The sequence below is a fragment of the Streptococcus ruminicola genome (assembly GCF_011387195.1).
Lineage (GTDB): Bacteria > Bacillota > Bacilli > Lactobacillales > Streptococcaceae > Streptococcus > Streptococcus ruminicola.
The window spans coordinates 1,868,557-1,892,251 of sequence record NZ_CP046919.1; the positions used below are offsets into that span (position 1 = coordinate 1,868,557).

Genomic DNA, 23,695 nt, shown 5'->3' on the forward strand with positions numbered 1-23,695 from the left:
TCTGACTTCTCTAAAAGAAAGCTGGAATAAATAGTTTTGTGTAAATTACAGAAACTTGATTTTCTTGCAAACCTAACTCATTGATAATTAGCTTTTTAAGTTTTTCATCATTCACCTTAGAATATACACGATAGCCTTTAGAGTCCTTGTGAAGCAGTTGAATTGTTTCAGCAATTTTTTGATTTGTTAAAATATCTGGCTGCTTATCAAGATTTGAAAACTTGATAATATAGGGGCCTCCCATTTGTTCACCTTGATTATCATAAGTTTTTCGATATTTACTTGTTCCAAACCAAGCAGCTGCAATTGCTACTAAAAAAAGTACAAGCCATAAATTAAAGTGAAGCATTTTTACATCTCCTATCCTACATCATACCAAGTGCACCTGATAGTTGTGCTGGGCGAATAAAGACCTGCTCATCTGATAAGCGATAGTCTGCCATTAAAATCTTTTTCAATTCCACATCGTTGAGGTGTGATTGAACACTGCAAGTATCATCTGATGAGCCAACAACTCTAACTTTTCCTTTAAGGTGCGCATTACTTGCTAAATCAGGCAATGTTACCCCATCTTTCACCACCACTACGTAGTTATAACCAAAAGTTTTTGTCACCCATAGTTTTGCATGAACTGTGTAAATGGCAGCTGCAATAAAAGCAAGCATTACAATAATTCCTACTGTTTCTAACATCGTTAATCTCCTTATGCCTTTTATTCTGAAGCGTTTCTTAAAACTTCATTGACATTATAAGATATTTATACAAAAAAACAATTATTTTTTAAAACAAAATGCCATAAATATTAACTTTTTAGATACACCTATTTTTGAACTTCTTCGACAAGTACCTGAGTAGAATCTAAACCATAATCTTTCATCAAGGTTGTTTTCAGCTCAGTATCATTAATCTTTGATTGAACCATACAAGTATCATCTGTCACTGAAATAATCTTAATTTTTCCTCTGAGATTATGATTTTTTCTCAAATCTGGTAACTTCAGTCCATGATGCATGGTAATGGTGTAATGGTAACCAAAGCGTTTGGTCACGCCCATTTTGATTTGGACAACACGAACAATCGCAAAGATTAACAAAAACCCAAAAATAATTGCTAAAATTGTCACCATAATAACCCTCACCTCCTTGTTCCTAACGGAACACTCAAATTATACGATTACTATAATCCTTTTTGAAAGCCCTGTCAATTATTTTCTGTAAGGCTTCTTTTCAGAAATTAAATAGGAAGAATCCACTGGAATTCTTTTGCAAAAAAGCCTCCAAAACATTGATATCACAACATTTCAAAGACTTTTAAAAATTATTTATAAATTATTTTACAAATAAGGATAATTCCTGCTAAGGCAACTGAGATGGTATTGGCAACAATTAAAGCTGGATCTGAAACGGAAATTCCATGCGCCAACCACAATGCCATCCCAGTGACTGACATGGTATACATGCCAAGTGAAATGGATTCAACGTCTTTGGTTTTTAAAACCTTGATCATTTGTGGCAAAAAACCAAACGTTGTCAAACAAGCCGCAATATACCCAATCATAAAGACCTACTCTCTTCTTATAACCATGTAAAAACCTTCGTAGGGTAAGAGATTACACCCCCACAAAGGTTTCAAAATAATAACTTAATGAATAACTTTAGACTTCTTCACCGTTTGAAGCAATGACTTTCTTATACCAGTCAAATGACAATTTTGGTGTACGTTTGTAAGTACCGTTACCTTCGTCATCTTTATCAACATAGATGAAGCCATAACGTTTGCGCATTTCACCTGTACTTGCTGAGACAAGGTCAATACAACCCCATGGAGTGTATCCCATCAAATCAACACCGTCTTCGTCGACAGCTTTAATCATTTCTTTGATGTGAGCACCAAGGTAATCAATGCGGTAATCATCGTGAACCATGCCGTCTTCTTCTACTTGGTCAATAGCACCGAAACCATTTTCCACGATGAAAAGTGGCAAGTGGTACATATCAGTAAACCAGTTCAAGCTATAGCGAAGACCTTCTGGGTCAATTTGCCAACCCCATTCAGACGCTTTGACGTATTTATTTTTAATCAAATCTTCTGTTTCAAGGTAGTCAAAGTGTGGGTTATTTTCACGGTGAGAATCGATTGCAAATGACATGTAGTAAGAGAATCCGATGTAATCAACAGTTCCCTCTTTCAAATCTGCCAAGTCTTCTTCTGTCACATCGACATTGATACCTTTACGTTCCCAGTATTTAAGAATATGATTTGGGTAGAAGCCATGAACATGCACATCAGTGAAGTAATAACGTTTTTCCATGGCTTTTTGTGCCATTAGGATATCTTTTGGATTACATGTTGCAGGGTAAATTGGACACATGGCAATCATACAACCAATTTGGAAATCAGGGTTGATTTCACGACCAATTTTAACCGCACGCGCAGATGCTACCAATTCATAGTGAGCGGCTTGATACATAATCGCTTCGCGATCATCGCCTTCTTTGTAGACAATACCAGAGTTTGTAAATGGTGCAAAATCTTCTTGGTAGTTTGCTTGGTTATTGATTTCATTGAAAGTCATCCAATATTTAACTTTGTCTTTGTAACGACGGAAACATGTTTCAGCAAAACGAACAAAGAAATCAACCAATTTACGGTTTGTGAAACCACCATATTCTTTAACCAAGTGATATGGCAATTCAAAGTGAGACAAAGTAACAACAGGTTCAATGCCGTGTTTCAAGCATTCGTCAAACAAATCATCATAGAATTGCAAACCTGCTTCGTTTGGTTCTAATTCATCACCATTTGGGAAAATACGTGTCCATGCAATTGATGTACGGAAGCATTTGAAGCCCATTTCAGCAAACAAAGCAATATCTTCTTTATAGTGGTGATAGAAATCAATTGCTTCGTGGTTTGGATAATATTTACCTTCAACCACACCGTCAGTGATTTCACGAGGAACACCATGACGACCAGCTGTCATTACGTCAGCAACACTGAGACCTTTTCCTCCTTCTTTCCATCCACCTTCAAGTTGGTGAGCAGCAACTGCACCACCCCACAAAAAATTATCTGGTAACTTAGCCATTACATATCCTCCTTGTTTAATACATTGTCATTATAGCAAGCGGTTACAAAAATAAAAATAGAAAAAATTTCCTAAGTCATTAGGAAATTCCTTCTATCTTGTTTCATTTTTATTTTTTGAGAATCAGGACAAGGTCCCACAAAAAAAGCACAAAAGCTAAGCCAAAAAGGCCATTTGATAGGATTTCTAAGTTTTGATTAAAACTCAAAATCGTCGCACTTATCAATACGGCAAAAAAGAGCAGGCTCAAAACAAAGCGGTTAACCACACGATTAAAAAACTTAATACGGTTGGTGTAATCGTATAAATCATGGTTAACTAAAATACGTCCATTTAAGACTTGTTCCAAGAGTTGATTGAGACGACGTGGGATATTCTTACCATTTTTTAGTTGATAAAATAGCTCGATAAGCAAGGTTTCTTTGTTCAAAGCTTGCTTAAGCATGTCAGGTCCCATATTTTCTAAGAAATAATTCTTAGCAAGTGTCATGAGGTCAACTTCTGGAGCTAGCTCACGAAAAATGCCTTCAATTTGCAGAGCGGCTTTTTCTAAAATGGTAATCTGCGGTGACGCTTTGAGTCCATTTTTGACAAAGACATTTAACAAATCCTCAATCAAATCTGTGATAGATAAGACACCGATATCTAGGCTAGAATACTTAGCCAGCATGCGTTCCACGTCTTGGGCAAGAGCTGACTTGTTCATTGAGGTATCAAAACTTGTGACAGACAAAATGCCTTTCATCATGCCTTCAACGTCTTGTGCCGTAAAGCTGTAAAGAATATCATTTAAGGCTACGCGCATGCCATTATCAAGTTTTCCCATAATCCCAAAATCAATAAAATAAATCTTACCATCTGAGATAAAGAGATTGCCTGGGTGAGGGTCACCGTGGAAAAAGCCGTCTTTGAAGACTTGCTTAATAAAACTAAGCATGAGTTTTCGACCAATGTCCTCAAGGTCATAACCTGCCTTAATCAACTCATCATAGTGATTAATCGGAATACCTGAAACGTAGTCTTCAACGATTAAACGAGGCGTTGTAAACTCATCATAGACTTCTGGACTAGCAATACATTTACTTGATTGATTCAATTCAGCAAAGGTAATCATAGCTTGAGCTTCATTGCGAAAATCAATTTCACGCGTCAAGCTTTCTTTGATTTGCTGCAAAACCTCAGGTAAGTCTACCATTGGAAGAAATGCTTTTGGGATACGTCTTGAAAGGCGAATCAAAAGTGTCAAGTCTTCCTCGATAATTTCTGGCAGATTTGGGCGTTGAATTTTGATGATAACGTCTTTACCATTTAGCAAACGAGCACGGTGTGTCTGAGCAACTGAGCCACTCGCTAGTGGCTCAGGTCTGATTTCAGAAAAATAAGCGGAAACAGGACCAGTAAGCTCTGCTTCTATGGCTTCCATGACCGATTCTGTTGGCAGCGGAAGCACATTGCTTTGTAGCTTGCTCAACTCTCTAACATAAGCTTCTGGAAAAATATCACTTCTTGTCGAAAGAATCTGACCAATTTTAACAAAACTTGGACCTAATTTTTCAAAAGCTAAGCGAAGCTTACGAGGTGTTGATTTATCTTCTGCTGCTTTTCCTTTTTCGATTAAAGAGGTTAACCCTACTGAACTAAAGGCACCAATGATTTCTCTTAAGCGTCTACCTGACATAACCCACCAATAATTTCTAATTTAAGATATTTGACTTCTTCAAAAGCGCATCAATTTTGTCTTCAAGACGAGAAACATCTTCTTTGGTAGCATATTGAACAGGTTTTGTTTTAGCATTTAATTGATCTAAAAAAGCTTGTGCTTCGTCTTCACTTCGGCGTTTTAGTTCAGACTGCAATTCTTTTCCTTCGTCAACAGTGAGGCGTCCTTTTTCGACTAACTCTTTTACAAAAGCGTCAGCTTTTTCCAAAGTCATAGACGTCAAACCAATACCGGCTAAGAGAACTTTTTTCAATTCTTCCATGATTAATTCCTCCTTGAATGACTAAATTAACATTATGTTTACCCTTTCATTCTACTACTTTTGAGATAAAATATCTAAAAGAAACAGTCGTTTCATGAAAGTTTCTTATACTAGAAAACTGATAAATTAAAAAGCTCCGCAGCTAACAAAGGAGATTAATTTGTCATGCGGAGCTCTTTCAAAAAATGTAAACAATTGTGTCTCATAGACTCTAAAACCACTTGCTAGCACGATCAAAAAAGAGGTCTCGCTAAGTGATTTTATATTCCTATTATAGTCAGCTAGCAAAAATGATTCTAACACTATCCTTCTCATTTATAATACTTTTATCTGATATGGTCTTGAAAATTTTTATGAAAACCTTTTCTAGAATACGCTTCCATTTTTCGAATTATTCTGCTATAATAAAAGAGTAGTTAATACTATGTTATGATTAGAAGGGGTATTATATGAAACAAGCAGATCCAGCTCACGAAATTAAAATAGATGAAAGCAAGCACCTTCTACCTTATGATTATTACAGTACAGTGGTTGAAAACGGCCGTCCTGACGTTCTTTTCCACTGGCATCCAGAAGTTGAAATCAATTATATTTATGAAGGTTCAGCTCGTTTTCACATCGATTACGATTACTTTAATAGTCAAGCAGGTGATATTATCCTCATACGACCAAATGGGATGCACTCTATCCACCCGCTAGAAAACCAGAAACATGTCACTGATACTTTTCGCTTTCACTTAGATATGATTGGTTATTCTATTGTAGACCAAGTTAGTCTTCGTTACTTGCAACCTTTGCAGACTAGCCTTTATAAATTTGTTCCGCGCATTCAACCAGGAATGGAAGGCTATGAGGAAATCAAAGAATGTCTATTCACCATTTTTGAGCTTTCAAAAAACGAAGGACGTCATTTTGAACTGCTACTCAAATCAAAACTCAATGAATTTCTATATTTGCTCTTTTACTATCGTTACGTTCTTCGCAAGAACACTGATGATACTTATCGTAAAAATGAACAGATTCGTGAATTGATTGACTTCATCAATAACAATTATCAAAAGAATCTCTCTATTGATTACCTTTCTCAATTCATGGGATATAGTAAAACACACTTTATGGCGGTCTTTAAACAACATACTGGAAGCTCTTGTACGGAGTTCATCATTCAAGTTCGCCTGAACAAAGCTTGTGATATGTTGATTAACACCTCAAATCCAGTTCTTGAAATTGCTACGGCTGTTGGTTTTAATAACTTGTCAAATTTTAACCGACAATTTAAACGTTACTACGAATTAACACCAAGTCAATACCGCAAACAATTTAGTAAGCGAAAAGAAAGTCGTGTCTTAATCAACCCTGCAAGAAAATCTCATTAAAAGCTGACTCATCTCAGCTTTTTTCTTATGTCTAAGCACATTAAAAAGGACGCTTAAAGCGTCCTTTCTTTATTAAGCTAGTGTTGTGAGAAGATAGTCACCAATGTTAACACGTGCATCTTGTGTTGTGAGAACATCTTCAAATTCTGTCGAATTAGTAACAATCACTGGTGAGATAACTGGAAGATTAGCCTCACGAATCGTTGCCAAATCAAACTCAAGTAATTTTTGACCAGCGTCAACTTTATCACCAACTTGAACAAATGTATTGAAGCCTTTACCAGCAAGTGACACGGTATCCATACCAACGTGAATCAAGATTTCAGCACCGTTTTCAGTACGCATACCGATAGCATGTCCAGTTGGGAAGACAAGAGTAATTTCACCAGCTGCTGGGGCAACTACAGTACCGTCAGCAGGATCAATAGCAATCCCTTTTCCCATAGCACCAGACGCAAATACTTCGTCTGGAACATTTTCAAGTTTAACAACTTGACCAATCATTGGGCTTGCAATAATTTCTTGTTTTAATTCTTTAAGTTCAGCAACTGGTTCTGCCGCTTTGTCACCACCTACAGGTTTAACATCTGGTCCACCGTAAAGGTAAGGAATTTTAGTCAATTGTGTCAATACAAATCCAAGAACAAATGACATTAAAATGGCAATAAGGAAATACCAAACATTGTTTACATCTGTGTTTGCTCCTGCAGGAACATGTTTTGGAGTGAAGTATGATGGGATAGCAAAGAGTCCCATACCACCCATTGTGTAAGCAGTTGTGTTAAAGAAACCTAAGAATGCTCCTTGAATAGCTCCAGCCACACATGTCATGATAAATGGTGTGCGCATTGGAAGTGTAATACCATAAATAGCTGGTTCAGTAACCCCAAAGAGAGCTGAGATAAAAGCTGGAATAGTCAATTGTTTAACTTTATCTTCTTTTGTGCGAAGGAAAATGTTGAGAAGGGCACCTGCTTGAGCAAAACAGATAGCTGTTGATGCGACAAGTAATGTACTCCAACCTTTAGTAGAGAAGTCCAAGATTGCAATTGGAACAAGACCCCAGTGAAGACCAAACATAACAAGAACTTGCCACAAGGCACCAAGTAAAATACCAAAGACAATTGGACTAAAGCCATAAATATTAGTGAAGATAACACCGATAAGGTTAGATGCCCAGTTCATAACAGGACCAATTGCCAAATAAGCAAGTGGAACAGTGATTAAGATAACAAAGAATGGTACAACGAAGACTTTTACCACATCAGGAATGATTTTCTTGAAGAATTTTTCAATTTTTGAACCAACCCAAACTGTCAAGATAATTGGAAGAACTGTTTGAAGATAACTTGATGATGGGAAGATAACTGGAAGTCCTAAGAAATCAACATTTCCATTTGCGAAACTTGCTGCAATATTTGGATAAACCAAAGCAAAGCTTAGTGCTAAAGCAGTGAATTGTTCCATTTTGAAACGTTTTGCTGCTGTTAATGCCAAGATAACTGGCAAGAATTGGAAGAAGCCATCACCAGCGGCATTTAAAATAACATAAAGACCACTTGTTTCCTTCACTCCTACTGCTGCTAAAATAGCTACCAAACCTTTAATCATACCAGCAGCAGAAAGAGCTCCTAGCATTGGTTGGAAAAGTCCAGAAACCAAAGCGATGAATTGATCGAAGATGTTACCTTGAGGAACATCTCCTTCGTTAACATCAATACCACCATCACCTTGGATACCGGCAACTTTTAAAACAGTGTCATAGACATCTGGAACATGGTTTCCGATAACCACTTGGTATTGTCCACCTGCTTTGACTACAGTCACAATACCATCTCGTTGTTTGAGATAATCGTCATCTGCTTTACTTTCATCCTTCAAGGTGAAACGTAAGCGAGTCACACAGTGAACTAATTTGAGGATATTGTCTTTCCCACCAACGTGAGCAACAATATCTTGTGCCAATTCAGTATAATCTTTAGCCATAAGCTGGCTCCTTTCTTAATGTTCTTTCCTAACAACAGAAAAAACCTAAATAAATACTAAACAATTTTCTGCGCCCACATCTGCGGTAACGCCAAAACTATCTTGTATTTATTTAGGTTTTGCCTGCTTATCAGTAACAATCCTTTTAACAATTCTTAGTATAGCATGCGCTTACATTTTTTGCAAGCGCTTTTATGATATTTTTTTACATTTTTTAGTATTTTCATTTTGCAGTGAAAATTAACTAGATTTAAAACAGCCTCATTATCATCTTTTTCACAGTTTTTCAGATTTCTTCCAAATTAATTTTTTATAAAAAAAATCCTCTCAACAGCAGTTGAGAAGATTTTAGGCTTATTTGCTACTTGTTTCCAGTCGTTGAATGTGAATGGTGATATAGACTTGTTCATCTCGACTCATCGGAAAATTGTGTGAGCTTTCGATATAATTCTTTATTTTTTCAGAGCAAGAAAAAGCTTCTGGGTAATTCAGCTTCACTTGTTCATACAAAAAGCTGTCATTTTTACCTTGTACCACTCCATTGACGACACGTTGCGCAAAATACTGAATATGAGTCACAAAACGATTATAGCTGACAGAATCTTCATCAGAAACTTTTCCGTAAAACAAACGAACAATCCCTAAAATATCTGTCACAATCTTTGAAATTTGATAGCTTTGCTTAACCAAACCAGAGTCTTTCTGAGCATTGATAAAATGAAGCGCAATTGATGAAACCTCATCATCAGGCAGAATAACACCTAGCTTTTCAAAAACAATCTTAAGGGCATCACGACCAAGCTGATACTCCTTTGGAAAAAATTTACGAATCTCCCAAGACAAAGGATTTTGCACAATGATGTTCTCACGACTTCGCTGAAGTGTGTAATGCAAATGGTCTGCAAGAGCAATGTAGAATGCTGTGTCAAAATTAGTTTCTAATACTTCTTGACCATGCTTGATAATATCAAGAACAACCTCTGTCTCTATTGGTGACAAGTCAATATAAACACGCGTTAACTCATGTGTAGCAGAGCTATCTTGCATAACAAATGTTTTTTCAACTAAAGAAGTATCAATCTCGTCACCTGATTTCTTTTGAAAACCAAGTCCTCTCCCCATGACGATAATCTCTTCTCCCTCATCCCCCTTAGCCAAAACAACATTGTTATTATAGACTTTTTCTATCCTCATTATCTACTACTCCCTCAAAAAAATTCGGAAAGAAAAGGCAAAACTAGCGTACACAAAATGCACTGTGTTTTTACGCACAAATGCTTTCTATGCACACTAGGTTTTGCCTGCTTAACCAGTAACAATCCTCTTACTGGTATCCATTTTACCAAAAATCCCCTTAAAATGAAAGGGGATACAAAAACATTTTATTGACATATTTACATCAATAATTTGCGAATTTTTCCAATTTCTGGTTCATTAACCACCAAGAAAATTGTATCACCAGCATTTAAAACAGTGCTTCCGCAGACCACTTCTGATTTCTTGCGATGAATCTGAGTTGTAATCAAAACGTTTTTAGGAAGAGTCAAATCACGAACACGTTTGCCAGCGATTTTATCTGACACGGTTAACTCAATAAGCGTTGGTTCAATAACTTCGCGGTCTTTTGGAATAGATAAATTTGCCAACATAGCCTCATAGATTGGCTCACCTTTTAGAAGATCCATTACAATGTAAGCTACCAAAGTAACGACTGCAATAGTCATCAATTGTCGGAAATCTCCTACCATTTCTGTTACCAAAATAATGGCAGTCAGCGGAGCTTTTGAAATAGCACCAAAATAACCAGCCATACCAAGAACGAGAAAATTAACAAGGACAGATGTGCTGATAAAGCCAATTTGGTGCATGCCTAGACCAAAACCAAAACCTAATAATGACCCCAAAGTCAAAATCGGAAGGAAAATCCCACCCGGTAAACCACTGGCATAACTAAACGTACTCCAAACAAAGCGGATAAGAAAGTACAAGCAAACCACTGCAAAAGTCAAATGACTAGTTGACAATGATGTAATCAAGCCATTTCCGCCACCTAATAATTGCGGGTAGAAATAACCAATTGGCAGAATCAAGATAGCCGCAAAAATACCATAAAAATAATTGGGAACGTGACAAATTTTGCCTAAGAAGTCATAAAATAGATTCGCATTCAAGGTTACTTTTTCGTAAAGATAACCCATTATGCCTAAAAATGCCCCTAAAAGCAAAAGCATCCAATAATGATGTAAAGGCAAAATAACAAGATCGCTTGGCATGGCAAGCACAGGAGTCAAACCAAAGATATTTAACGAAATAAAATTGGCTACCAAGCTCGCAACCAGCGCTGAAATCCAAACCAAACGCGAAAATTGATGATAAATTTCTTCAACAACAAAAAGAAGACCTGCAATTGGAGCATTAAAGGCAGCAGACAAACCTGCTGCTGCACCACTAGCAATCAAGACACGTTGTTCCATGCGCTGTGCTTTCAATGATTTCGCTACACCTTTTCCAGCCATGGCCCCAAGTTGAATACTTGGACCTTCACGCCCTAGCATAAATCCCATTGAAATGGCTAGGACACCACCAATGAATTTTTTCCAAAGAACAGACCACCAATCAGGATGAAGTAAGCCTTTCAACTCTCCTTCGACGTGAGGAATCCCAGAGCCTTTAATATCTGGATCAGATTTAACCAAAAATCCGATAGCAATGACAACAATCAAACTCACTAGTAAAATCAAACCAAGTAAAGCTGGATTTTCATGCGAGAGTTGATAACACTTGACCACTTGTGCGAAAATCTTGGCAATCAAGAGTCGAAAAAGACTGACCACGCTTCCGGAAACACATCCTACAATAACACCACGCCAGACAAAGCTAAGGATTGAGGATAGCGAAAACTCGTACTCTCTACGATAACTTTCCATTTAAAACTCCTAACTAATCAAATCGAAAATACCAAATTAATTTCAACTATTTTTCAAAAAATAACTCACTATTATTTTATCAAATCTTAAAGCTGATTTCGAGTTCATTTAAAAAAGAGCTTGGAAATTCTTCCAAACTCTTTTGGTATCATTTGCGATACATTTTAAATTGTAAGTATAAATCGTTATAAATACCAAGCCATTTTTGACCAAGGTTATCATAAACTTCCAAATGGTTAAAGGTCTCTTCAGATGGATAAAAAGCTTTATTTTCTTTAATGTCATTTGGCAAAAGTTTCTTGGCTTCTATATTTGGTGTAGCATAACCAATGTATTCTGCATTTTGCGCAGCATTTTCAGGTTCTAACATGAAGTTGATAAAGGCATAAGCTTCTTTAATGTGCTTAGCTGTTTTTGGAATCACTAAGTTGTCAAACCAAAGGTTAGACCCTTCGCTAGGCACCACATAGTGAAGATGCTCATTTGAGTTAAGCATCTCACTTGCTTCACCTGAGAATGTGACTCCAATCGCAGCATCGTCATTAATCATGTAACCTTTCATCTCGTCACCGACAATAGCTTTGATATTTGGTGTTAGGTCATCAAGTTTCTTTGAAGCGGCATTTAGCTCAGTCATCGATTTGGTATTTAAGCTGTAGCCAAGAGTTCCAAGACCGATTCCCATTGCTTCACGAGCGCCATCAACTAACATGATATCATTCTTGTATTCTTGTTTCCATAAATCTGACCAATGCTCTGGCACCTTATCGACCATAGTATCATTATAGACGATACCAAGCGTTCCCCAGAAATATGGCACTGAATAATCATTATGCTTATCAAAACTCATGCCCATGAATTTTGAACCGATGTTATCTAAGCCTTTGATTTGAGATTTATCTAATTTGATGAGCAAATGTTCTTTTCTCATCTTATCAATCATGTAATCTGACGGCACGGTGATGTCGTAAGTTGTTCCACCTTGCTTAATCTTGGTATACATTGATTCATTAGAATCAAAAGTTTCGTACTGAACCTCAATTCCTGTTTCTTTGGTGAATTTTGTAATCAACTCTGGATCGATATAATCACCCCAGTTGTAAATGACTAATTTATCAGATTGACTTGATGAACTTGATGTTTTTTGCATGTAAACTGAAACACCAAATAGAATCAAGGTTACCGCAACAAGCCCTAGGAAAAACGTATATAATTTACGCATTGTTTTCTCCCTTCTTATCTTGTGAAATAAAGTAATAACCAATTACAAGCAAGATACTAAAGATGAAGACAATGGTTGAAAGAGCATTAATCTCAAGTGAGATTCCTCGTCTTGCACGCGAGTAAATTTCAACAGAAAGGGTTGAGAAGCCATTTCCTGTAACAAAGAAAGTTACCGCAAAGTCATCAAGGGAATAAGTGAATGCCATAAAGAAGCCTGAAATGATACCAGGTGTCAAATATGGCAACATGACTTCTTTCAACATTTGCCAAGGTGTTGCACCCAAATCATAGGCAGCATTAATCATATCGTCATTCATTTCCTTAAGTCGTGGCAAAACCATAAGCACTACAATCGGAATTGAAAAGGCAATATGACTAAGCAAAACTGTCATAAATCCAAGATTAAAATGGAAAATATCCGCCAAACGCGTAAAAAGAATCAAAAAGCTTGCACCAATCATAACATCAGGTGCCACCATCAAAATATTATTCATTGATAGAATGGATTGCTGGTGTTTACGACGAGCTTGGTAGATGAAAATAGCTCCAAAAGTCCCAATCACTGTCGCCAAAAGCGAACTTAAAAAGGCTAAGAAGAATGTCTGAATCAGGATAAGCATCAAGCGACTATCCGCAAACATTTCTGAATAGTGTTCTAGGGTAAATCCAGTAAAGCCATTCATATCACCGCCTTGATTAAAGGAATAGAAAATCAGATAAGCGATTGGAATGTAGAGAATAACAAAGACTAAAGCTAGATATAAATTCGCAAATTTTTTCATTTTCGTCTCTCCTTAGTCATCCACATAATCACAAGCATTGCCATGATTAAAATCACACCAATGGTTGAACCCATTCCCCAGTTTTGTGTTGTCAAGAAGTGCTGCTCAATTGCTGTCCCCAGTGTAATCACACGGTTACCGCCAATCAAACGAGTCAACATGAACAAGCTAAGACTTGGGATAAAGACTGATTGTACCCCACTTCTCACACCATTTAGTGATAAAGGAAAGACAACCTTTGTAAAGGTTTGGAAGCCATTTCCACCTAAATCATGACTCGCATTGATGAGATTGGTATCAATATCATCAAGCGCATTGAAAATCGGTAGAATCATAAATGGAATTTCAATGTAAGAAGCAACAAAGATAAATGAAAAATCTGTGAATAAAATTTGTTTTGGACCAATACCGACAAATGATAAGAAGGCGTTAACGCCACCATGTTGTCCAAAAATCCCCATAAAAGCGTAAGCTTTTAACAAGAGATTAATCCAAGTTGGTAAAACCACAAGCATCAACCACAACTGCTTATGCTTAAGCTGTGTCAAAAAATATGCTGTTGGGTAAGAAATCAACAAGGTCACAAGGGTAATGATGGCAGCATATAAAATCGAATTAAAACTCATTCGAAGATAAGTCCAAGAACTAAAGAAAGTCTTGTAATTATCCAAGGTAAAATGTCCTTGGATATCAAAGAATGACTGCCATAAAATCAAAATGACGGGAGCAATGACAAACAGTATCAACCATAAAATATATGGAATCGAGAAGAAATTATTTTTCTTCATTGCGCTCCTCCTCGATGGCATGAATCAAACCATCTTCATGCTCTTCCATTTCAACGTATTCTTCAAGACGCGCATCGAATTCTTCTTCTGTTTCATTCAAGCGCATGATATGAATATCTTCTGGTGTGAAATCAAGTCCAATGACTTCCCCTTCGATGGCTTTACGTGTTGAGTGAATCAACCATTCGTTACCAAGTTCATCGTGAGCAATGATTTCATAGTGTACCCCACGGAAAAGTTGGGTATCGACTTTCACACGTAGTTTACCTTCTTCAGGCATTGTGATTTGCAAATCTTCTGGACGGATAACCACTTCAACCGCTTCATTTGGTCGCATACCACCGTCAACCGCTTCAAAACGTTTGCCGTTAAACTCAACCAAATAGTCTTCAATCATTTTACCAGGAATGATATTAGACTCACCGATGAAGGTAGCCACAAAGTGGTTAATTGGCTCGTCATAAATATCTACTGGTGTACCTGATTGGACGATTTCGCCATCATTCATAACGAAAATCCAGTCTGACATTGCCAAAGCTTCTTCTTGGTCGTGAGTGACGAAAACAAAGGTAATACCAAGACGTTGTTGTAATTCACGAAGTTCGTATTGCATTTCTGTACGCAACTTCAAATCCAAGGCTGATAAAGGTTCATCAAGCAAAACCACGCGAGGTTCATTGATGATAGCACGCGCAATCGCGACACGCTGACGCTGCCCACCAGATAATTTTTGAATCTGGCGATTCTCAAAACCAGCCAAACGTACCATTTTAAGAGCTTCTTCCACTCGTCGTTCAATTTCTTTTTTGTCGACTTTTTTTAATTTTAGAGGAAAAGCGACATTTTCAAAGACATTCATATGAGGGAAAAGGGCGTAATTTTGAAAAACGGTGTGAACATCACGTTTATTGATTGGGATATCATTGATACGCTCTCCATCAAGGAAAACATCACCTGTGGTTGGCTGTAAAAGCCCTGCAATGATATTTAAAATCGTTGATTTACCTGAACCTGAAGCACCAAGAAGGGTGTAAAATTTTCCTTCTTCTAACTCAAAGTTAATATCCTTTAAAACAACTGTACCGTTATCTTCAAATACTTTTGATACGTTTTTAAATGCAATAATTGGATTAGTCAATTCTCATAAAACCTCCATGGAGCTTCTTTAATCTTTTTTCTCGCCGATAATGCGAACTTCGCGCTCTAAACGAACGCCTGAATTTTTCTCAACTGTGTCAATAACATAAGCAATCAAATCTTCATAATCTTGAGCTGTACCGTCAGCGACATTTACCATAAAGCCTGCGTGTTTTTTACTAACTTCAACGCCACCAATACGGTGTCCTTTAAGGTTGGCTTCTGTGATTAATTGTCCAGCAAAGTGTCCAACTGGACGTTTGAAGACTGACCCACATGATGGGTATTCAAGGGGTTGTTTTAATTCACGTAAGTGAGTTAAACGTGCCATTTCTTGCTCAATCAAAACATAATCACCTGGTTTAAGGGCGAATTTTGCTGAAATAACAATATCACCGCTATCTTGGACCGCTGAATGACGGTAACCAAACTTCATGTCACGAGCTTCAATTGTCTTAACTTTACCTTCTTTGGTAAGTACTTGAGCTGATACCAAGACATGCGAAATTTCTCCGCCATAAGCACCAGCGTTCATGAAGACAGCACCACCAACGCTACCTGGAATACCACAAGCAAATTCAAAACCAGTTAAACTGTGGTATTTGGCGATACGTGTTGTTTCAACCAAGTTAGCACCAGCTTCTGCTTCAATCACATAGCCGTTAACTGTGACTGTATTTAATTTGTCAAACATGATAACAAAACCACGGATACCACCATCACGAACAATGATGTTACTAGCATTTCCAAGCACCATCCATGGAATATCATTTTTATTAGCAAATTCAACAATACGAATCAATTCATATCGATTACGTGGAAAAGCGAGATAGTCCGCTGGACCTCCCACTTTCGTGTAAGTATATTTTTTTAAGGGTTCATTAACTCGAATATCAATCCCTTTTAGTTCATCATTTAAAAATTCTAACATTTTCTTCCAACTCTAAAACTATTAATCAAAATTGTAGTCATCATTTGATTAAAATCAACTAATACCCTTATCAATACTATTAGCTCATTTATGATCAAATGATTTTATTAGCAACTAAGCTACTAAAAAATCGGCATAAAGCCGACCTTAATTATAACAAAAAAATCAGCTTTTGACGATATTTACGACTGAAGTTTTCGCACTTCTTCAAGATTTAATGTTTTTAAATAAGATGTAATAGAATGACCACAAATTTCAAGTGACGGAGCAATCTCAAAAAGCGGTACAAGGACAAAAGCACGCTCTGTCATGTAAGGATGCGGCACCTTAAGGCTCTCTGTTGCGATATGCTCGCTACCATACAAAAGAATATCAATATCAATGGTACGAGGTCCCCAATGTTCATGGCGAACACGGTGCAAATCCTTCTCGATTTGTTGACACTCTATCAATAATTGCTGAGCAGCTAATTCTGTTTTTAATTGACAACAAATGTTCAAAAAATCATCTTGGTCCGTCTTACCCCAAGCTGCTGTTTCATAAAATGAGGAAACGGAAGCAAGCGATGTTTGAGGCAGTTGATTTAGACGTTCAAGAGCCGCTTCAAGATAGGCTTTTTTATCACCAATATTACTGCCTAAACTTAAATAAACGCTAATCATACCCTCTCCCGTTCTAACTCAATACCAACAGAATCATAATGCCCATTAATGGGTGGATTTTCCTTGGAAATTTTTAAAGTAATTGCTTGAACTGGCGGAAACTGTTCAAAAATGTCCTGGCAAATTGCCCCAGCCAGACGTTCAATCAAAATGTATTTATTTTCTTCAACTTGTTTTTTGATAGCTTCAAAAACTAAACCATAATGAACAGTATCTTCTAAACGATCAGACTGCGATGCTTTTGCCAAATCAACAGACAAGGTACAATCAACAACAAAAATTTGCCCTAATGTTTGTTCTTCTGCAAAAGCACCATGGTAACCGTAAAAACGGCATCCTTTTAAATGAATTTTATCCATATTATTGGTAACAAAGAAGAAAGTCTGAGATACTTTTCTCAAACTCTTTCTTCTCCTCTTACTCCTTTCAAACGAGTTGACTAATCACTTTAACAATGTCACGATTGAGATCAACATTATGCACGCGAACGATTTGACAACCTTTAGCAATTGCCCAAGCTGACAATGCCGCTGTTCCCATATCACGCTCAAGAGCTGCTGTCCCGCCACCTAGCAGATAATCTACTGTGCGTTTACGGGAAATACCAAAAAGAACTGGGTATCCAAGCTGACAAACAGCATCCAAGCCTTGCAAAAGTTCAATGTTTTGTGCTTCATTTTTAGCAAAACCAAATCCTGGATCAATCCAGATATTTTCTTTAGTAATACCAGCGTCCAATGCTGCTTTAGCACGTTCTACTAAAAAGTCACAAACTTCTTTGGTAATATTGTCATACTTTTCTTCTTTTTGATTGTGCATCAAAATAATTGGCACGTTTTTTTCAGCAGCAAGCGCAAGCATTTCCCCATCGTAAAGTCCTGCCCAAACATCATTTAAAATATCTGCTCCTGCTTCTAAGGCAGCACGCGCAGTTTCTGTTTTGTAGGTATCAATACTGACTAGGATATCAAATTTTTCCTTGAGAGCCTTAATAACTGGTACAACACGATTAATCTCATCAGCTGCTTCCACAAAAGTGTAACCTGGTCGTGTTGACTCGCCACCAACATCGATAATTTTCGCCCCTTCAGCAATCATTTTCTCTGCTTGCTCAAGCGCTTTCTCAATCGATGTGTAAGAACCTCCATCAGAAAAAGAATCTGGAGTGACATTTAGAACTCCCATGATACAAGCTTTGCCATCAATGTCATGTTTACCGATTTTCATTATGATCTCCTTAGCAATACAATACCTTAAGCGATTATTTTCCTAAAATCAAAGATAGGATTTCCTTACGTTCTTCGCGGTCTTCTTTAAAAATCCCTTTAGCGACAGTTGTCACCGTTTTACTTCCAGGTTTTTTAATGCCACGCATTGTCATGCACATGTGCTCTGCTTCAATCATGACAAAAATGCCTTTTGGATGAAGAGCTTCTTCCAATGCTGTAGCCACTTGGTCAGTCAAACGTTCTTGCAACTGCGGACGTTTACTTGCTACTTCAACAGCACGCGCTAATTTACTAAGACCTGTTACGCGACCATCGCTTGGCAAATAAGCAACATGAGCTTTTCCATAAAAAGGAACCAAGTGGTGCTCACACATTGAGTAAAACGGAATATCTTTAACGAGAACAACCTCATCATGATTTTCGGTAAACACAGCTGTAAATTGATCTTTAGGATCTTCATTCAAGCCTGAAAACATCTCTTGATACATTTTTGCAACACGCTTAGGCGTATCTAGTAAGCCCTCACGTTTTGGATCTTCTCCTAGAGCTTCTAAGAGTTGGTAAACTGCTGCTTCGAGTTTTTCTTGATTTGCCATTTTATTTTCCAATCTTTTTATTTTTTCTATTATAGCTTAATTTTGCTGTCTTGACAAAAGTACAGGACGCACTTGTGAAATGAAGTAAAGTGAGCCTGTAATCAGATAAAAATCATCCTGACTATCTAAATCAATCTGCTTAAGCCAATCTTGCCAATTAGCTACTTTATGGTATTGGCTTGGGTATTTTTCCAAAGGCAGTGCATTGTGATAGACAAAAGTTGTCACATCCACATCAGCTAGCTGACTAAGTAACTCAAGCATTGAATCAATTGGCTTTGTGTCAATGGCCGCAAATAAAATATGCAAATGCTTATCTTTGTACTTTTGCATAACATTAACCAGTGCTTGAACACTTTCGTTGTTGTGAGCACCGTCAATCATGACATTTGGGAAGACCAATTCTGTACGACCTACCCAGTGAGTTTTGGCTAAACCAGCTTTAATGATTTCTTTAGTCACTTTTGGATAACGTTCACGCAATTGAAGGGCTGCTGTAATAGCTAGACTAGCGTTGCTGACCTGGTGCTTTCCAGGCATAGCTAAGCAAACTTGCTCAAGCGTTTCTTTACCATGATAATCAAAACCGTTTTTATTTTCTGAAGTAGAAAAATCCTTCCCAAATTCATAAAGGCTGCTGTAGCATGCTTTTGCTTTCTCAGTGAAAACTTGACGAACATCGTCACGCTCAGTTGCAAAGATGAATGGAACTCCTTCTTTTAAAACACCCGCTTTTTGCGCAGCTATTTCCGCATAAGTCTGTCCTAAAATATTCTGATGATCTAAGCCAATTGACGGGCAAAGAACTGCCAAAGCTTTGAAAACATTGGTTGAGTCGTAAAGGCCACCCATTCCAGCTTCGATAATCGCAATGTCAACTGGGTGCATGTGACCAAAATATTCAAACATTAAAACAGTAATAACTTCAAATTCTGTGGCTGGTTCTAAGTCAGTTTCAACAGATAAACGTTCAACAACAGGGCGAACGCGTTCCACCAATTTAAGAAAATCAGTCTCAGAAATCATTTGCCCATTTAAGCTAATACGTTCACGAAAATCAACAATATATGGTGACGTAAATGTCCCAACTTCATAACCAGCTAGTGAGAAAATGTGTTGTAAATAGCTGGTAACTGATCCTTTACCATTTGTCCCAACAACGTGGACAGCGGCAAGCTTTTCCTGAGGATTGTCAAGTTCTTCAAGCATCCAAGCCATTCGTTTTAAACCAGGTTTGATTCCAAATTTTAGCTTGCCATGAATCCAATCTAAAGCTTCTTGATAATTCATTTAATGAATGTCCTACTATGACCAAAAGTTGCTGACATTAAAAATAAGATTGAGACATTTACCTCGAAATCTTTCAATGATAAGCTTTTAGCGCATATACCTTTCTCTTATAAAATTACAATAACACTTCTATTATAGCACAAGGAAAGTCGATAGAAACGATTTCTAAAAGAAGCTTTGCTATTTATTCAAAGTGATTTCATAAACGCCACGAACACTATTACAAGCATAAATGTGACTAGCTTTCTTTAAGTCATCTTTTGTCAAATATGCTTCAAACACGCGACCTTCCTTAATTAATTTTTGCCTGCAAATGCCGTCTAAAATTCCTACGTCAACTGGGGGCGTATACCATTTTCCATCGATTTCTAAAATGAGATTACCAATAGTCGTTTCCTGCAGATAACCCTTATTAGAAATAAAGATAGACTCACCAGATAAACTTTGTAAATGCGGACGATAGGTCGTCTTAAAATAAGTAAATGGACTGTCAATTGACTCACTGCGATGAACCAGCTCAGCTTTCAGATAATTTTCTGGCAGGTCTCTAAGTTCTGCTAGCTGGAACTGAATAGCACCAGTTTGCTTCACTAAAATTCGCAAACGATAGTCAGCATCATCTAACTCCTCAAGCTGCTTAGACAACTTTGCTAAAAAATCTTCTTTTGAGAACGGGTAAGCAAAATACCTTGCCGACTCTTTTAAACGCTTGATGTGTTCGTCTAAATCCACCACTTGCTTATGAGATACCCTAGCGGTTGTAAGCAAGTCAAAGTCAGGTTGATTGCGATATAAAACCGCCGACTTATCGCAAGCCTCTTTATACTCATCATCACAGGCACTCCCCCAAGTAATGCCGCCACCAGCACCATAAATAGCCTGATTACCTAGTTTTTGAATGGTACGGATACCGACATTAAAGATAGCATCTCCATTCGGCAGACAAATCCCAATCGTCCCACAATAAACGCCTCGAGGTTGCTTTTCTAGCTGATTGATAATCGCCATTGTCGCAATCTTTGGAGCTCCAGTAATTGACCCACAGGGAAAAAGGGCAGAAAAAATATCTAAAAGACTTTTATCTGATTGCAACTGACTTTCAATGGTTGAGGTCATTTGCCAAACCGTTGAGTATTGTTCAACCTCACAAAGTTTTGTTACCTTAACGCTACCGATTTCTGAAATGCGTCCCATATCATTACGTAGCAAATCAACAATCATCATGTTTTCAGCACGATTTTTACTATCATTTGCCAGCCAGATTTTATTTTCCAAATCTTCTTTAGTGCTGTAACCGCGAGTAATCGTTCCCTTCATCGGACGCGTTATCAAACGATTTCCTTTTTTCTTAAAAAACAGCTCTGGACTAACAGACAAAATAGCAAAATCATCATGTTCGATATAGCAATTGTAAGCTGCTTCTTGAGCAATGACTAAGTGATTATATAAAGTAAAAGCATCTTCCTCAAGCAGACTAGATAACTGCAAAGTGTAGTTAACTTGGTAGGTATTTCCTTGCCTGATTTCCTCTTTAATCCTAGCGATAGCTTTCTCATACTCACCTTTAGTCGTATTTGATTGCCATGATTTTGGCAATTGAATATTTTTTTGAGATTGACACGGGAAAGGCTCTTTTTTAACTTCTTGATGAACCGTAAAATAAGCCAAATACTCACCTGAGAGCGGACGAGTCTTAACTGAAAATTTCTCATCAAAGGCTTGGGCAGCTTCATAACTCACATAACCAATGACATAATATCCTTGCATTTGGTAATTCTCTACCTCTTGCAAAATGGTTTTAACATCCTTTGCTGACTTAGCAGAAAGCTCAATCAAGGGATTTTCAAAAATCAAACGTTGCCCTAATTCCTTAAAATCAACAACAGTTTTTTTGTGCATGTTAGCTCCAAACTACTTATTTTTACGCATCACAATAACTTGTCCTAAAATAAAGACAGCAATGGCAATCCAGATAAAGATAAATCCTTTTAATTGTCCTACAGCTATTGTTTCTTTAAAAATAAGAACCGCAATAATCAACTGAATCGTCGGGTTAATGTATTGGATAAACCCAATAATATTTAAAGGTGCTCGCTTAACTGCCTCTGCAAATAAAAGCAAAGGAATTGCTGTCACCACACCAGAAATTACCAACAAAACATTTTCCAGTAAAGTATAATCAATCATACTTTCCTTACTAAAAGCTACCAAATAAATGATGACAAAAGGCAAAACCAGACTACTTTCAACCAGCATAGCAACATCACTGGAGAGTCGAACATTTTTCTTAACCAAGCCATATAAGCCAAAAGATAAGGCTAAAACAATCGAAACTAGTGGTACTTGACCTGTGTCAAAAGCAAGCATTCCAACTCCAAATCCTGCAATAGCAATTGCTGAAAGCATCCATGAACTTAAACTTTCGTGCAAGAAAATCACAGCAAGTAAAATGGAAACAAGCGGCATAATATAATAACCAAAACTCGCCTGAGTTGCTTGACCATGTGCCACTGCAAAGATGTAAGTCAGCCAGTTAATAGCAATCAAAAAGCTCGCCAAAATCATCATAAATAACTTCTTCTTATCAGCTATCAAACTACCAATCTCACTCTGATACCGCTTGTGATTTCTGGATACTAGCATGTAAAGCAACATGGTAATAACTGTGAAAATGATACGATAAGAAAAGGTGTTATATGAACTAACACCTGAAAGTAATTTCCAATAAAGGGACAAAAAGCCCCACAAAATGTATGTTACTAAACCAAGTAGAAAACCTAAATTAGTCTTTTTCAACAAAAACTCCTTTAGTATCTACATGTAGAGCAACTACTTCACCGTCCAAGCCAAGTGATTGAACAGCCTCTAGAACTTTGCTTTCTTGCTCTTTTGGCGCCAAAACCATCACTGTTGGACCAGCACCAGAAAGATAAGTCGCATAAGCACCAGCTTGATGCGCTTTTTCTTTAATCTGAGCAAATTCTTTTACTAATTTTTGACGGAAACGTTCATGGAAAAGGTCAGCTTCAATCGCTTTTCCAGCTTTTTCCAAATCTCCTGTCAAAAGGGCTGCAATAGCAACATTGGCAATTGATGAGGCTGCAACAGCTTCTTTGTAAGAAAATTGAACTGGGAGCACATTACGACTATCACTTGTCTTTAATTCATAATTTGGAATAAAAGCTACAAATGATGCCTCTGGGAAAGTCGCAACAGCACTGTTAACTTTTCCATCAACATATGATGACACCACAAGATTTCCAAAAATAGCTGGTGCTACGTTATCTGGGTGACCTTCGATTTTAGTCGCTAGCGTAAGCTTTTCATCATCTGACAAGTTCAAGTCAGCCAATTGATTGGCTAACTCAATACCTGCCACAATAACTGAAGATGAAGACCCTAAACCACGTGCCAAAGGAATATCTGAAACCATCTTAATGCGATGTGGTTTTAAATCTGATTTGACTTGCAAAGCTGTCGTAATCAAAAGGTTTGTTTCATTACTTGGAACATCACCCAAATCATGCAAAACTTCCCATTTGTCAGCAGCTTCTAAAACCTCGATTGTTAAATACTTAGAAACCGCAACACCAACAGAATCAAATCCAGGTCCAACATTAGCAGAGGTTGCTGGTACTGTAATTTTCATATCACTATAATCGCTCAAAAATGAGCCTTCCTTTCACCTTTAAACTTA

Annotated in this window: 24 protein-coding genes; 1 reads left to right on the top strand and 23 read right to left on the bottom strand. The window is 37.4% G+C overall.

Features of this window, described 5'->3' with window-relative positions:
- Nucleotides 1-10: 10 nt before the first annotated feature.
- From GPZ88_RS09465 to GPZ88_RS09495, 7 genes are all read right to left on the bottom strand, one after another.
- Nucleotides 11-349 (bottom strand): hypothetical protein, encoded by a 339-nt coding sequence (locus GPZ88_RS09465; RefSeq protein ID WP_074533738.1) that lies wholly within the window; start codon nt 347-349, stop codon nt 11-13.
- A 16-nt stretch (nt 350-365) separates the two neighbouring features.
- The gene (locus GPZ88_RS09470; RefSeq protein ID WP_074639060.1) at nt 366-692 is read right to left on the bottom strand and encodes a hypothetical protein; all 327 of its coding nucleotides are present in this window, start codon (nt 690-692) and stop codon (nt 366-368) included.
- A 128-nt stretch (nt 693-820) separates the two neighbouring features.
- A complete protein-coding gene (locus GPZ88_RS09475; protein ID WP_157629074.1) occupies nt 821-1,126 on the bottom strand; it encodes a hypothetical protein in 306 nt (101 codons plus the stop codon).
- Nucleotides 1,127-1,317: 191 nt separating this feature from the next.
- Entirely contained in the window at nt 1,318-1,557 is a 240-nt protein-coding gene (locus GPZ88_RS09480) for a SemiSWEET transporter (protein ID WP_014334819.1), read from the bottom strand.
- A 97-nt stretch (nt 1,558-1,654) separates the two neighbouring features.
- Nucleotides 1,655-3,088: a 6-phospho-beta-glucosidase gene (locus tag GPZ88_RS09485; RefSeq protein ID WP_074563813.1), complete on the bottom strand. Its 1,434-nt coding sequence runs from the start codon at nt 3,086-3,088 to the stop codon at nt 1,655-1,657.
- Between the two features lie 109 nt (nt 3,089-3,197).
- Nucleotides 3,198-4,766: an ABC1 kinase family protein gene (locus GPZ88_RS09490; RefSeq protein WP_157629076.1), complete on the bottom strand. Its 1,569-nt coding sequence runs from the start codon at nt 4,764-4,766 to the stop codon at nt 3,198-3,200.
- Nucleotides 4,767-4,782: 16 nt separating this feature from the next.
- Nucleotides 4,783-5,070, bottom strand: a complete 288-nt coding sequence (locus tag GPZ88_RS09495; RefSeq protein WP_074560275.1) for a phasin family protein — start codon at nt 5,068-5,070, stop codon at nt 4,783-4,785.
- A gap of 449 nt (nt 5,071-5,519) precedes the next feature.
- Between GPZ88_RS09495 and GPZ88_RS09500 the strand changes: the two genes are divergently transcribed.
- Nucleotides 5,520-6,446: an AraC family transcriptional regulator gene (locus GPZ88_RS09500; RefSeq protein WP_074563816.1), complete on the top strand. Its 927-nt coding sequence runs from the start codon at nt 5,520-5,522 to the stop codon at nt 6,444-6,446.
- 72 nt (nt 6,447-6,518) lie between these two features.
- On the opposite strand, the gene GPZ88_RS09505 is transcribed toward GPZ88_RS09500, so the two are convergent.
- The 16 genes from GPZ88_RS09505 to thrB all read right to left on the bottom strand — a co-directional run bounded on the left by GPZ88_RS09505 (nt 6,519) and on the right by thrB (nt 23,647).
- Complete coding sequence (locus tag GPZ88_RS09505; RefSeq protein ID WP_166044247.1) at nt 6,519-8,432, bottom strand: beta-glucoside-specific PTS transporter subunit IIABC; 1,914 nt, start codon at nt 8,430-8,432, stop codon at nt 6,519-6,521.
- A 354-nt stretch (nt 8,433-8,786) separates the two neighbouring features.
- The gene (gene licT, locus GPZ88_RS09510) at nt 8,787-9,626 is read right to left on the bottom strand and encodes a BglG family transcription antiterminator LicT (RefSeq protein WP_166044249.1); all 840 of its coding nucleotides are present in this window, start codon (nt 9,624-9,626) and stop codon (nt 8,787-8,789) included.
- 200 nt (nt 9,627-9,826) lie between these two features.
- On the bottom strand, nt 9,827-11,359 hold the full coding sequence (locus GPZ88_RS09515; protein WP_166044251.1) for a ClC family H(+)/Cl(-) exchange transporter: 1,533 nt from the start codon (nt 11,357-11,359) through the stop codon (nt 9,827-9,829).
- Nucleotides 11,360-11,507: 148 nt separating this feature from the next.
- Nucleotides 11,508-12,581, bottom strand: coding sequence for an ABC transporter substrate-binding protein (locus tag GPZ88_RS09520; protein ID WP_166044253.1), 1,074 nt, complete (start codon nt 12,579-12,581; stop codon nt 11,508-11,510).
- Nucleotides 12,574-13,365 carry an ABC transporter permease gene (locus tag GPZ88_RS09525; protein WP_166044255.1) on the bottom strand — a complete coding sequence of 264 codons (792 nt, stop codon included), beginning with the start codon at nt 13,363-13,365 and terminating at the stop codon, nt 12,574-12,576. The genes GPZ88_RS09520 and GPZ88_RS09525 overlap by 8 nt, the downstream gene beginning before the upstream one ends.
- Nucleotides 13,362-14,153, bottom strand: a complete 792-nt coding sequence (locus tag GPZ88_RS09530) for an ABC transporter permease (protein ID WP_006531059.1) — start codon at nt 14,151-14,153, stop codon at nt 13,362-13,364. The genes GPZ88_RS09525 and GPZ88_RS09530 overlap by 4 nt, the downstream gene beginning before the upstream one ends.
- Nucleotides 14,140-15,291, bottom strand: coding sequence for an ABC transporter ATP-binding protein (locus GPZ88_RS09535; protein WP_039696797.1), 1,152 nt, complete (start codon nt 15,289-15,291; stop codon nt 14,140-14,142). The genes GPZ88_RS09530 and GPZ88_RS09535 overlap by 14 nt, the downstream gene beginning before the upstream one ends.
- Nucleotides 15,292-15,318: 27 nt before the next feature.
- Nucleotides 15,319-16,221: a UDP-N-acetylmuramate dehydrogenase gene (gene murB / locus GPZ88_RS09540; RefSeq protein ID WP_039696796.1), complete on the bottom strand. Its 903-nt coding sequence runs from the start codon at nt 16,219-16,221 to the stop codon at nt 15,319-15,321.
- A 182-nt stretch (nt 16,222-16,403) separates the two neighbouring features.
- Nucleotides 16,404-16,883: a 2-amino-4-hydroxy-6-hydroxymethyldihydropteridine diphosphokinase gene (gene folK / locus GPZ88_RS09545; protein ID WP_166044257.1), complete on the bottom strand. Its 480-nt coding sequence runs from the start codon at nt 16,881-16,883 to the stop codon at nt 16,404-16,406.
- Nucleotides 16,880-17,242, bottom strand: coding sequence for a dihydroneopterin aldolase (gene folB, locus GPZ88_RS09550; RefSeq protein ID WP_166044385.1), 363 nt, complete (start codon nt 17,240-17,242; stop codon nt 16,880-16,882). The genes folK and folB overlap by 4 nt, the downstream gene beginning before the upstream one ends.
- Before the next feature lie 67 nt (nt 17,243-17,309).
- Nucleotides 17,310-18,110, bottom strand: a complete 801-nt coding sequence (gene folP / locus GPZ88_RS09555; RefSeq protein WP_166044259.1) for a dihydropteroate synthase — start codon at nt 18,108-18,110, stop codon at nt 17,310-17,312.
- A gap of 34 nt (nt 18,111-18,144) precedes the next feature.
- Entirely contained in the window at nt 18,145-18,708 is a 564-nt protein-coding gene (gene folE / locus GPZ88_RS09560) for a GTP cyclohydrolase I FolE (RefSeq protein WP_039696794.1), read from the bottom strand.
- 36 nt (nt 18,709-18,744) lie between these two features.
- Nucleotides 18,745-19,998, bottom strand: a complete 1,254-nt coding sequence (locus GPZ88_RS09565) for a bifunctional folylpolyglutamate synthase/dihydrofolate synthase (RefSeq protein ID WP_166044261.1) — start codon at nt 19,996-19,998, stop codon at nt 18,745-18,747.
- Nucleotides 19,999-20,178: 180 nt separating this feature from the next.
- Nucleotides 20,179-21,897, bottom strand: a complete 1,719-nt coding sequence (pabB, locus tag GPZ88_RS09570; protein WP_166044263.1) for an aminodeoxychorismate synthase component I — start codon at nt 21,895-21,897, stop codon at nt 20,179-20,181.
- Nucleotides 21,898-21,909: 12 nt separating this feature from the next.
- Nucleotides 21,910-22,794, bottom strand: coding sequence for an EamA family transporter RarD (gene rarD, locus GPZ88_RS09575; protein ID WP_166044265.1), 885 nt, complete (start codon nt 22,792-22,794; stop codon nt 21,910-21,912).
- The gene (gene thrB, locus GPZ88_RS09580) at nt 22,781-23,647 is read right to left on the bottom strand and encodes a homoserine kinase (protein WP_166044268.1); all 867 of its coding nucleotides are present in this window, start codon (nt 23,645-23,647) and stop codon (nt 22,781-22,783) included. Before thrB ends, rarD begins: the two co-directional genes overlap by 14 nt.
- Nucleotides 23,648-23,695: the final 48 nt, after the last annotated feature.